The organism is Nocardioides sp. CPCC 206348, assembly GCF_048654705.1.
Classification (GTDB): domain Bacteria; phylum Actinomycetota; class Actinomycetes; order Propionibacteriales; family Nocardioidaceae; genus Nocardioides.
The window spans coordinates 49,254-60,673 of record NZ_JBMCZA010000216.1; the positions used below are offsets into that span (position 1 = coordinate 49,254).

Annotated in this window: 11 protein-coding genes; 7 read left to right on the forward strand and 4 right to left on the reverse strand. The window is 71.2% G+C overall.

Annotated features, from left to right (window positions below):
• On the reverse strand, positions 1 to 228 hold a 228-nt coding region (locus ACOADB_RS23560), incomplete at its 3' end, for a hypothetical protein (RefSeq protein ID WP_378604469.1).
• 115 nt (positions 229 to 343) lie between these two features.
• Here ACOADB_RS23560 and fbaA point away from each other — a divergent pair.
• Complete coding sequence (fbaA, locus tag ACOADB_RS23565; protein ID WP_378604472.1) at positions 344 to 1,375, forward strand: class II fructose-bisphosphate aldolase; 1,032 nt, start codon at positions 344 to 346, stop codon at positions 1,373 to 1,375.
• 4 nt (positions 1,376 to 1,379) lie between these two features.
• Positions 1,380 to 2,672, forward strand: a complete 1,293-nt coding sequence (gene ilvA / locus ACOADB_RS23570; RefSeq protein WP_378604475.1) for a threonine ammonia-lyase IlvA — start codon at positions 1,380 to 1,382, stop codon at positions 2,670 to 2,672.
• On the opposite strand, the gene ACOADB_RS23575 is transcribed toward ilvA, so the two are convergent.
• A complete protein-coding gene (locus ACOADB_RS23575) occupies positions 2,669 to 4,225 on the reverse strand; it encodes an MFS transporter (RefSeq protein WP_378604478.1) in 1,557 nt (518 codons plus the stop codon). The two genes, ilvA and ACOADB_RS23575, sit on opposite strands and share 4 nt — an antisense overlap.
• A gap of 57 nt (positions 4,226 to 4,282) precedes the next feature.
• Here ACOADB_RS23575 and ACOADB_RS23580 point away from each other — a divergent pair, with 57 nt between their 5' ends.
• The 3 genes from ACOADB_RS23580 (at position 4,283) to ACOADB_RS23590 (ending at position 6,848) form a co-directional block, all read left to right on the forward strand.
• On the forward strand, positions 4,283 to 4,702 hold the full coding sequence (locus tag ACOADB_RS23580; RefSeq protein WP_378604481.1) for a DUF3151 domain-containing protein: 420 nt from the start codon (positions 4,283 to 4,285) through the stop codon (positions 4,700 to 4,702).
• A 92-nt stretch (positions 4,703 to 4,794) separates the two neighbouring features.
• Positions 4,795 to 5,781 (forward strand): zinc ribbon domain-containing protein, encoded by a 987-nt coding sequence (locus tag ACOADB_RS23585; RefSeq protein ID WP_378604484.1) that lies wholly within the window; start codon positions 4,795 to 4,797, stop codon positions 5,779 to 5,781.
• The gene (locus ACOADB_RS23590) at positions 5,778 to 6,848 is read left to right on the forward strand and encodes an alkaline phosphatase family protein (RefSeq protein WP_378604487.1); all 1,071 of its coding nucleotides are present in this window, start codon (positions 5,778 to 5,780) and stop codon (positions 6,846 to 6,848) included. Before ACOADB_RS23585 ends, ACOADB_RS23590 begins: the two co-directional genes overlap by 4 nt.
• A 35-nt stretch (positions 6,849 to 6,883) precedes the next feature.
• On the opposite strand, the gene lysS is transcribed toward ACOADB_RS23590, so the two are convergent.
• Complete coding sequence (lysS, locus tag ACOADB_RS23595) at positions 6,884 to 8,590, reverse strand: lysine--tRNA ligase (protein WP_378604494.1); 1,707 nt, start codon at positions 8,588 to 8,590, stop codon at positions 6,884 to 6,886.
• Between the two features lie 10 nt (positions 8,591 to 8,600).
• A complete protein-coding gene (locus ACOADB_RS23600) occupies positions 8,601 to 9,554 on the reverse strand; it encodes a diacylglycerol/lipid kinase family protein (protein ID WP_378604497.1) in 954 nt (317 codons plus the stop codon).
• Between the two features lie 36 nt (positions 9,555 to 9,590).
• Here ACOADB_RS23600 and ACOADB_RS23605 point away from each other — a divergent pair, with 36 nt between their 5' ends.
• Both ACOADB_RS23605 and ACOADB_RS23610 read left to right on the forward strand, forming a co-directional pair.
• Positions 9,591 to 11,018, forward strand: coding sequence for a carboxyl transferase domain-containing protein (locus tag ACOADB_RS23605; protein WP_378604500.1), 1,428 nt, complete (start codon positions 9,591 to 9,593; stop codon positions 11,016 to 11,018).
• 80 nt (positions 11,019 to 11,098) lie between these two features.
• On the forward strand, positions 11,099 to 11,290 hold the full coding sequence (locus ACOADB_RS23610; protein WP_378604503.1) for a hypothetical protein: 192 nt from the start codon (positions 11,099 to 11,101) through the stop codon (positions 11,288 to 11,290).
• Positions 11,291 to 11,420: the final 130 nt, after the last annotated feature.

Sequence of the window (11,420 nt, forward strand, 5' to 3'; positions counted from 1 at the left end):
GCCGTCGGGCTGGTCGTCGTTGCCCGGTGCGACCAGCCACGCCGTGCCGCCGACGACCAGCGCCGTGGCCAGGACCACCGCACCTGCGGCGATCCGGCGTCGTCGTACCGCCTTGCGGCCGGAGGCCACCGTGCTCGCGATGTCGAAGCCGGGCTCCGGCGCGTGGGCGAGCTCTTTCGCCAACCTGTCGATCATGTCCTGCACGGGTTCCTCCGGGTGTCTGCTCAAGGGTCGCTCATCGGGGGATACGCAAGGCACGGCCGATCGGTTGCCACGGTAGGTTGGCCGATAATCAGTGACCATCCACACGTCCGTACCGGATCGCGCGCAGGAGCCAGCCAGCATGCCCATCGCAACTCCCGAGAAGTACGCCGAGATGCTCGACGCCGCCAAGGCAGGCGCGTTCGCGTTCCCGGCCATCAACGTGTCGTCGTCCCAGACGCTGAACGCGGCCCTCAAGGGCTTCGCGGACGCGGGCGCGGACGGCATCATCCAGGTCTCGACGGGTGGCGCCGAGTACCTCTCCGGACCCTCGGTCAAGAACATGGTCACTGGCTCGGTCGCCTTCGCCGCCTACGCCGCCGAGGTCGCGAAGAACTACCCCGTGAACATCGCGCTGCACACCGACCACTGCCCCAAGGACAAGCTGGACGGCTTCGTGCGTCCGCTCCTGGCGCTGTCGGCCGAGCGCGTCGCCCGCGGCGAGGCGCCGCTGTTCCAGTCGCACATGTGGGACGGCTCCGCCGTGCCGATGGAGGAGAACCTGATCATCGCCGAGGAGCTGCTGGCCCTCTCGGTCGCTGCGAAGATCATCCTCGAGATCGAGGTCGGTGTGGTCGGGGGCGAGGAGGACGGCGTCGTCGGTGCCATCGACGAGAAGCTCTACACGACCCCGGCCGACGCACTGCAGACCGTTGCCGCACTGGGGATCGGCGAGAAGGGCCGGTACATGACCGCGCTCACCTTCGGCAACGTGCACGGCGTCTACAAGCCTGGCGGCGTGACGCTGCGCCCGGAGATCCTGCGCGACGCGCAGGCCGCGGTCGTCGCCGAGCTCGGCCTGCCCGCCGGCTCCAAGCCGTTCGACCTGGTCTTCCACGGCGGCTCCGGCTCCTCGGCCGAGGAGATCGCTGCGGCGGTCGACTTCGGCGTCGTGAAGATGAACGTCGACACCGACACCCAGTACGCCTTCACCCGCCCGGCGGCCGAGCACATGTTCCGCAATTACGACGGCGTCCTGAAGGTCGACGGCGAGGTCGGCGACAAGAAGGCCTACGACCCGCGCGCCTGGGGCAAGGCCGCCGAGGCCGGCATGGCTGCCCGTGTCGTCGAGGCCGCCGAGAACCTGCGGTCGGCCGGCAAGACCGTCGGCTAGTCCGGTGGGCGAGCCTGTCGAGAACCTCCCCACAGCGGCCGACGTCGACCGGGCGGCGGACCTGCTGGCGCCCGTCATCCCGACGACCCCGCTCCAGCGTGCCGACCGGCTCTCCGCCCTGACCGGGCTGGAGGTGTGGCTCAAGCGCGAGGACCTGACTCCCGTCCGGTCCTACAAGGCGCGCGGTGCCTACACCGTCCTGTCCGGCCTCACGGACGAGGAGCGGGCCCGCGGCGTCACCTGTGCCAGCGCCGGCAACCACGCACAGGGCGTGGCCTTCGCCTGCGCCCGCGCCGGCGTGCACGCCACGATCTTCCTGCCGCGCACGACCCCGCGCCAGAAGCGCGACCGGGTGGCCGCGCTCGGCGGTGACCAGGTCGAGGTCGTCATCGCCGGTGAGGCGTACGACGACGCAGCCGTCGCCGCTGCGGACTTCGCCGCTGCGTCGGGGGCGACCGTCATCCCGGCGTTCGACCACCCCGGCATCATCGCCGGGCAGGCGACCGTGGCCGCCGAGATCCTGGCCCAGTCCTCGTCGCACGGCTGGACTCCGGACGCGCTGGTTCTCCCCGTCGGCGGTGCCGGCCTGATCGCCGGATGCCTGACCGTCCTGGCCGAGCGCCTGCCCGGCGTGGCCGTGATCGCCGCCGAACCCCTCGGCGCGACGTCGCTGGCGGCGGCACTCGAGGCCGGCGGACCGGTCGAGCTGGAATCGGTCGACCCCTTCGTCGATGGTGCCTCGGTACGACGCGTGGGAGACCTGACCTACGCCGCGGTGGCCGCGGCACGCGCCGCTGTCGACCTGTCGGTGGTGTCGGTCCCCGAGGGACTGATCTGCGTCGAGATGCTCGACCTCTACCAGGTCGACGGGATCATCGCGGAGCCCGCCGGGGCGCTGGCACCAGCAGCGCTGCGACTGCCCGAGCTGTCCGGGGCGCTGGCGCCCGGCAGCAAGGTCGTGGTCGTCGTCTCCGGCGGCAACAACGACGTCTCGCGCTACGCCGACATCGTGGAGCGGGCCCTGGTCCACGAGGGTCTCAAGCACTACTTCCTGATCGAGTTCCCCCAGGAGCCCGGCGCGTTGCGCCGCTTCCTCGACGAGGTGCTCGGGCCGGACGACGACATCACGCTGTTCGAGTACACCAAGCGCAACAACCGGGAGACCGGTCCGGCGCTGGTCGGCATCGAGATGCAGCACGCCGACGACCTCACCGGGCTGCTGGCCCGGATGGAGGAGTCACGGCTGCGCGTCGAGAAGGTCCCGCCGGACAGCCCGCTGTTCGGTTTCGTGAGCTAGTCCGTTGGCCGAGGAGGTCCCGGGTCTCGAGACGGGCCGTCAGACGGCCCTCCTCGACCAACGGCCGCGTCGAGACCCCTCGGTCGCGCGAAGCACAGCACGGCTGCCAGGCCGATCAGGATCACCGCGGGTGCGATCAGCATCGACTGCCCCATCGCAGTGGCGAACGGGTCGAGGGCCTGGGGTGGCAGCGTGGCGCCGCTGCTCGCGCCTTCCGGTGCCTTCGACGGGTCGAAGGTGAGTCCGTTGGCGGAGAGCCGGGCGTCCATGAACAGGGCGATCGCGGCCGAGCCCAGCACGGCGCCGACCTGACGGGTCGCGTTGTAGACCCCGGAACCGGCACCGGCCATCTGCATCGGGAGGTTGCGGGTCGCGGTCGCACCCAGGGGAGCCCAGATGGCAGCGCTGCCGGCACCCATCAGGCCCATGGGGAGGGCGAGCTCCCACACGGCCGAGTCGGGCGTCGTGACGGCCGAGAGCCAGACCAGGCTGATGCCGACGGTGGCGAACCCGACGCTGCAGAGGTAGCGCGGGTGCACGCGGTCGGTCAGCTTGCCGACCGGCGCAGCGAGCACGATCGACAGCAACGCCATCGGGACCATCAACAGGGCCGACTCGGTGGGGGAGTAGCCCCGGACCAGCTGGGCGTAGAGCATCAGCGGGAACCCGAGGGCGGTGAAGGTGAAGCTGATCGAGCTGATCGCGATGTTGGCCAGCGAGTAGTTGCGGTCGCGGAACAGGCTGAGCGGGACCAGCGGCTCCTGCGTGTTGTAGTGCTGCCACAGGACGAACAGCACGAGCACGACGATGCCGCCGACGATGAGCATCGGCACGGTGAGGAAACCCGTGACCTTGCCCCAGTCGTACTGGTGGCCCTCCTGGATGCCGAACACCAGCAGGAACATGCCGACGCCGCTGAGCACCACGCCCAGCCAGTCGAACTTGTGCTGGTGGGTCGGCAGGGACGGCACGTTGCGCAGTGCGAGCGCGATGCCGATGATCCCGACGGGGATGTTGATGAAGAAGATCCACTCCCAGGAGAAGGCGTCGACCAGGACGCCGCCCAGCAGCGGACCGACAAGCAGGGCCACGCCGGCCGTCGCACCCCACAGCGACATCGCCTGGCCGCGGCGGTCGGCCGGGAAGATCCGGGTGATGATCGCCATCGTCTGCGGCGTGATCATGCTGGTGCCGAAGCCCTGCACGACCCGCGCGATGATCAGCCCCTCGACCGTCGAGGTCAGCCCGCACCACAGGCTGGCGAGCGTGAACACGACCATGCCGATGAGGTAGAGGTTCTTCGGGCCGAACCGGTCACCGAGCCGACCGGTGATCATCACCGGGACCGCGTAGGCGAGCAGGTAGGCACTGGTCACCCAGACCACGCTGTTCACCTCGGCGTCGAGGTCCTCGATGATCGCCGGCGTCGCCACCGTGACGATGGTCGTGTCGACCATGATCATGAAGAACCCGAGGACCAGGGCCCACAGGGCCGGCCACGGGTTGACGTCCTCGGTGGGCGTGGCAGGGATCGGGCTCGCGCTCTGGGTCACGGGGAGAGTCAACACCCGCGCGCCGACACCCGTCGCGTGTGTGACCACAATGGCTCCATGAGCCTCACTCCCGGCGCCGACCTGATGGCCGGCCCCCCGCCCACGCACCTGCCCGTCGACCCCGCAGCCGAGCTGCTCGCTGCGGGCGAGGCGCCCGCGGCCGTCGTACGACGCCTGCCGGCCTCGCCCCTTGCCTGGGCGACCTTCGCCGAGCAGGCCCGCGACCAGGGTGCCGATGACGTGACCGTCTACGCCTACTCGCGTGTCGGCTACCACCGTTCGCTCGACCTGCTGCGCCGCAACGGCTGGAAGGGCAACGGACCGGTCCCGTGGGAGCACGAGCCCAACCGCGGCTTCCTGCGCTCGCTGGCCCTGCTCGCCCTCGCCGCTCGGGCCATCGGCGAGACCGAGGAGTGGGAGCGCTGCTCGACCTTCCTCCGCGACTCGAGCCCCACCGCCGCCGACGAGCTGCTCTGATCGCGTCGTACCTGACGAAACGGTCGTGAGATCGGCCGATTGACGACAGAATCGTCAGGTACGACGGTCGGGTCGATGAGGAGAGTGACGCCGTGGACAACCCTCCCAGTCCCGCTTGGTGCACCAACTGCGGTGCGCCGATGAACGGCCGCCGGTTCTGCTCCAACTGCGGGCAGGACGGCATGCAGGCATCCGGGGGCGGCCCGGCGTCGGGCCCGGCGCCCGACCCGTCACCGATGACCGTCCCGGTGACTCCCGTGCAGCCGCCGTACGTGCTGCTGCCGAACGGCCCACCGGGGCCGCCGCCGGCCCTGCCGCCCGTTGCTCCGCCGCCCTACGTCCCGCCACCCGGCACGCCACCCCGTCGGCGCACGCCCCTGGTCGTCGGCGCGGTGGTGGCCGCAGTGGTGCTCCTCGCGGCCGGCGGGACGGGTGCCTACCTGCTCGCCACCAGCGGTCCGGACGACGCGGACACCGGGGCCAGGGACAGGGACAGGGCGTCGGCGGAGACGTCGTCGACCCCGGACCCCACGACGGCCTCGAGCACGCCGCCGACGCAGGAGGCCGTGCCGCTCCGGCCGGTGACGCTCAGCGACAAGACAGGTGACGCGCTGCTGCGGGGCCAGGGTCCGGAGACCAGTTCGGGCGGCGACCTCAGGCAGGTCCAGATCCTCCCGCAGCAGGACGGCGAGCCCGGCTGGGTGATCGTGGAGTTCGCCGGCAACGCCTCGCCGCCGGTGGGCGTCATCGTGCGGTTCGACGTGGACGGTGACAGCACGCCCGACTTCGTCTCGTGGCGCCACGTGACCACCGGCGCGACCGGCTCCGGTGCGGTCGGGGGGTGGGGCCACGGCCGCGACATCCTCGACGGTTCGCAGGCCGACGACGCGCGGTTCTCCGACGACTCCTCCGCAGCGCCCCGCGACGGCCTCGCCTTTCCCTTCCGGCTCGGGGCCGGGGACAGCCCCCGCGAGACGATCAGGGTGAACGTGCAGATGGTCAGCGACGCGGAGTACTACGACTACGCCCCGGGCCGCCATGTGTGGTCCCCGCGCGTCGACATCGCGACGCAGCAGTGAGGGGACGCCTCGGCGCGTGGGCAGTCGCACTCGGCCTCGGGACCGCCAGCCTCGGGCTGGTCTCCTGCAGCGCCGGTGACGGGGATCCCGACACCGCGGCGCCGACCGGCTCGACCAGTCCGGCCAGCTCGTCCAGCACCCAGCCCGGCGCGACCACGTCGAGCACCGAGCCGGCGGAACCGTCCCACGTCGTCGCGATCTCCGTCGACGGCCTCGCCGTCGAGGCGCTCCTCGAGCTCGGCGAGGAGGAGACACCCCACCTGCACCGGCTCCTCGACGAGGGTGCCTCGACCCTGAATGCCCGCTCCGCCTACGAGAAGAACGTCACCCTGCCCAACCACGTGGGCATGGTGACGGGCCGCCGGATCGACGCGACCGGCGGCGGCCACGGAGTCGTGTGGAACGGCAACCCGATCGACGACACCGTGCAAGCCGCCGCGGGCGAGAAGGTCGCGTCGATCTTCTCGGTCGCTCACCGGCACCACCTGACGACAGCGCTGTTCGCCGGCAAGACGAAGTTCGACATCATGCGCGACTCGTGGCCGAGGTCGATCGACGACTTCGAGGTGCGCAAGCCCCAGCGGCGCCTGGTGGCCGACGCGATCGCCCACCTGGTGACCGAGCAGCCGAACCTGACCTTCCTCCACCTTGCCGGTCCCGACGCCGCCGGGCACCGGGCCGGAGGCATGAGCCAGCCGTACCTCGATGCGGTCCGCAGGGTCGACCGACTCGTCGGCCAGGTCATCGCGGCCATCGAACGCACGCCCGCGCTCGACGGCACCACCACGGTGATCCTCACCGCCGACCACGGCTTCGCCGCCGGCACCCGGGACCACGGAGCCCTGGTGGCCGAGAACTACACGATCCCGTTCACCATCTGGGGACCCGACGTCAGTGCCGGCGACCTCTACGACCGCAACCCGGAGCGTCGCGACCCGGGAACCGGGCGGCCGTCGTACGACGGACCGCAGCCGATCCGGAACCTGGACCTCGCCGACGCGGCGATGCGCGTGCTCGGCCTGCCGCCGGTCCCGCCCGATGAAGGGCCACCCGACCTGCGCTGGTGACGCTGGTGACTCAGCCTGAATCCACCGATCCGGGTTCAGGGCGTGAGCAGCGCGCGCACCTTGTCCGGGCCGAGGGCCATGAAGAGCGTGGGCAGGCGGGGTCCGCGCTCGGCGGCGACGAGCAGCTCGTAGAGCAGCTTGAAGAACGCCTTCTGGTCCGCCTTCACCTCATCGGTGGGCGGGTCGTCGAGGGCCAGCCCGCGCGCCAGCTTCGGGACGCCGTAGATCAGCGTGGTCAGCTCGTCGGAGTCCGCGAACGAGTCGGGCAGCCGGTCGAGCAGCTGGCCGAGCCAGAGCTGCTCGTCCTCGTCGAGAGCGGCCAGGCGCTCGGTGTCGGCGGACTCGCGGACGACGGTGCGGTCCTCGGGGTCGACGTACGCGGTGATCCAGGTGGCTGCCTTCGAGAGCCGCGGTTCGAGGTCCGCCTCGCTCGCGCCGACGGTGCGCGCGGTGATCTCGCGCGATCCCGCGGTCACGTCGGCCACCGACGACAGCATTCGGAATGGCGAGACGACGGCTGGCGTCGGCAGCGTGCCGGCGGTCGAGGTCGCGGAGGCCCGCTCCCATGCGAGCACCGCGGCGTCACGCTTCTCGGGGATCGCCGCCTTCTTCGTCAGCGCGTCCCACTCGTCGTACAGACGCAGGACCTCCTGGCCGAAGTCGACGTTGAACGCCTGCTTCGGCTGGCGGCGGACGTAGAGCCAGCGCAGGATCGGGGCCTCGAGGATGCGCAGGGCCTCCTCGGCGGTCGGTACGCCGCCCTTGGACGACGACATCTTCGGCATGCCGGCGACACCGACGAAGGAGTAGCCGACGAACGACGGGGCCGAGCCGCCGAAGATCGGGCCGACGATCTCCTTGCCGACCGTGTACGACGACCCGGGGCTCGCGTGGTCGACGCCACCGGGCTCGAAGTGCACGCCCTCGAAGGTCCAGCGCATCGGCCAGTCGACCTTCCAGACCAGCTTGCCCTCGTTCTGAGTGGCGACGTTGGTGACGTAGGAGTCGCCGCACACGTCACAGGTGTAGGCCAGGTCAGTCGTGTCGTCGTCGTACGACGTCAGGGTGACGGTGTCGCGGCCGCAACCGCGGCAGTAGGGCTTGTAGGGGAAGCGGGCCAGGTCCTCGTTCGCGCCGTGGCCGGAGTCCTCCTCGGCCGTGGACTCAGCAAGCTCTTCGCCCTCGACCGGCTCCGCGGCCTTCTTCGTGCGGAACCGCGCCATCACGGTCTCGATCTCGCCACGCTTCGCGATCGCGGTGAGCACCTGTTCGCGGTAGGCGCCGGCGGCGTACATCTCGGTCTGGTCGACCTCGACCATCTCGCAGCCGAGGTCCTTGAGCGCGGCGCGGAGCGGGGCCTTGAACCGCTCGGCCCAGTTCGGGAACTCGCCGGTCGGGTCGGGGACCGCGGAGAGCGGCTTGCCGATGTGCTCGCTCCAGGAGGGGTCGACGCCGGCGGGGACCTTGCGGAACCGGTCGTAGTCGTCCCAGCTGTGGAGGTGGCGGACGTTGATGCCGCGGCGCCGGATCTCCTCGGCGACGAAGTGCACCGTGAGGAACTCGCGCAGGTTGCCGAGGTGGATCGGGCCGGACGGGCTGATGCCGGACGCGCAGGTGACGACCTCGGGCAGGGTGCCGCCGTTGACGGCCTCCGCGTGCCGGAGCGCCAGGTCGGCGGTGCGGGTCACCCAGTCGCTCGGGTCCTGCTGGTCTCCACCTTGGTTGCGCTGTCCTCGTGCCACGGCGCGAAGCCTAGTTGTCCGACGGCTCCGACTCCGATTCGACCGGCACCACCATCGCGTAGGCCGCCGGGAGCACCCGCCACGAACGGCTGCGCACCGGGCCGTCGATCTCTCCGTCGCTGTTGCAGGTGAACTCGCTGCCCGACACCCGCACGGACCGGCCGCGCACGATCTGCACGTCGGAGTGCTCCTCGTGGCGCCCGAACGGCAGGCGCAGCGCGTAGCCGAGGCGCGACAGGGTGCCGACCGGAGTGGCGACGAGGACGTCGACGAGTCCGTCGAAGGGGTGGGCGTCGGGAGTCAGCTCGGTGCCGCCGCCGACCGATGCGCCGTTGCCGAGCGCGACCATCAGCACCTGGCGGTCGACGTCCACGACGACCTCGCCGTCGACCTCCACCCGCACCCGCAGGGTGGGCGGGTTCAGGGCCGTCTGCAGTGCGCCGATCGGGTAGCCGACCTTGCCGAGGTTGACCTTGCCGATCCCGACGGAGCCGAGCCGGGTCTTCCAGCGAGCGCCCTTCTCGCCGGCCTCCGCGCCCGCGCCCAGGTGCACGCCGTTGACGGTGACGGAGTCGAGGTCGTCGACGATCAGGTCGACGTCGCGGACCGCGCCGTTGGCGACGACCTCGGCGGCCTCGGCCGGGTCCAGCGGGATGCCGAGGGTCCGGGCGAAGTCATTGCCCGTCCCGAGCGGGACGAGACCGAGCACCCGACCGGTGAGCTCGTCGCGGCGGTGCAGCGCGGCCACGACCGCGTGGACGCTGCCGTCGCCGCCGACCACGACCAGCCGGCGGTCGCCCAGGTCGCCGAGGCCGTCCAGTACCTCGTCCAGCTCGTCCGGTGACGATGTCGCATGCACCTCGACCGTGAAGTCGCGCCGCAACACCTCCAGGGCAGAGTCCAGGGCCTCGTCGTCCGCCGTACCGGCGTCGGCGTTGGTGATCACCACGATCGAGTCACTCACGACGCCAGCGTAGGGACACGCCTAGAGTTCGGGGCCATGGGGACGAGTCGCCGGTGGACCGCGCGTGAACTGATCGACCTGGTGCTGGACGACGGCACCTACGAGTCGTGGGACTCACCGGTCGACATCTCCGGCCACAGCGAGAGCTATCAGGCGGCGTTGCGGGCCGCCGCCGAGAAGGCCGGCACCGACGAGTCCGTGCTCACCGGACGTGGCGACGTCCGTGGTCGCCCGATCGCCTTCGTGGTCAACGAGTTCGGCTTCCTCGCCGGCTCGATCGGCATCGCCGCCGCTGCGCGGATCGCCGCCGCCGTACGACGGGCAACAGCCGAGGGCCTCCCCGTCGTCGCGAGTACGGCGTCCGGTGGCACCCGGATGCAGGAGGGCACCCGGGCGTTCGTCCAGATGGTCGAGATCTCCCGTGCGTTGATGGAGCACCGCGCGGCGGGCCTGCCGTACGTCGTGCACCTGCGGCACCCCACGACCGGTGGGGTCTACGCCTCGTGGGGATCGCTCGGGCACGTGACGGTGGCCGAACCGGGCGCACTGGTGGGCTTCCTGGGCCCGAAGGTCTATGAAGCGCTGAAGGGCGAACCGTTCCCCGAAGGCGTGCAGGTCGCCGAGAACCTCGCCGCGAAGGGGGTCATCGACGCGGTCGTCCTCGCCGAGGACCTGCCGACGTTGCTCGACCACGCACTCGGGGTGCTGGTCGACGCGGCGTCCCCTGCCGGTCTCGAGCGTCGTACGCCCATCGCGCCGGGCACGACCGCCGACCACCCGGTCTGGGAGGACATCGAGCTCACGCGGGCGGAGGGCCGGGTCGGTGTCCGCGACCTCCTCCGGTACGGCGCCGCCGGCACCCTGCGCCTGCGCGGCACCGACGAGGGGGAGCGGGACGACTCCGTCCTGATCGCCCTGACCCGCCTCGACGGGCAGCCGTGCGTGCTGGTCGGGCAGGACAGGTCGCGGCAGTCGGAGGCCGCCGCCATGGGACCGGGCGCCCTGCGCGAGGCCCTGCGCGCCATGAACCTTGCCGAGGAGCTCGGCCTGCCGCTCGTCACGGTGATCGACACCCCGGGTGCGGAGCTGTCGGCCGCGGCGGAGGAGGGCGCCATGGCCGGGGAGATCGCCCGCTGCATCGCCCGCCTCGTCACGATGACGGTGCCGACCGTGTCGGTGATCCTCGGCCAGGGCTGCGGTGGCGGCGCGCTCGCGCTGCTCCCGGCGCGCACCGTCCTCGCCACCGAACGCGGCTGGCTCTCACCGCTGCCTCCCGAGGGCGCGAGCGTGATCGTGCACGGGGACACCGGCCACGCCGCCGAGATGGCCGCCCGGCAGAAGGTCGGCGCCCTCGACCTGCTCGCCTCCGGCGACGTCCACGGCGTCATCCCCGAGCGGGACGACGACACCCCGGAGACCCTCGCCCGCGCGGTCGCCTCCGAGGTGGCGGCCCGCCTCGGCTGACCGCGTTCCCTGCCCCGTATGGGCAGGCGCCGATCGGGTACTGCCGCGACATGTACATCGGACTTGGAATCGTATTGCTCGTGGCCGGGCTCATCCTGGCCCTGGATGTCATCACCGCTGACCTGAAGTACATCAACGAGGATGCCTTGGGCACGATCTTCATCGTTGCCGGAATCATCGCGATCGTGTTGTCGCTCATCTACACGCCGCCGTGGCGACGGGACGCCTTCGTGCGCCGGGGTGACGACCCCCGGATCGACCCCCGGATCTGATCGCTGGGTGCAGTTCTAGCTGACCTGCATGTCGTCGGAGGACCAGAAGGCGCGCATGCTCAGGATCTTGCCCTCGTCGTCGAACGTCATCACGTCGACCGGGGCGAGCGTGTAGCTCTGGTCGCCGACC

Excerpts from the sequence above, each read along its gene's own strand:
- fbaA (WP_378604472.1), top strand. The coding sequence starts at position 344 with ATGCCCATCGCAACTCCCGAGAAGTACGCCGAGATGCTCGACGCCGCC.
- ACOADB_RS23580 (WP_378604481.1), top strand. The coding sequence starts at position 4,283 with ATGAGCCTCACTCCCGGCGCCGACCTGATGGCCGGCCCCCCGCCCACG.
- ACOADB_RS23605 (WP_378604500.1), top strand. The coding sequence starts at position 9,591 with ATGGGGACGAGTCGCCGGTGGACCGCGCGTGAACTGATCGACCTGGTG.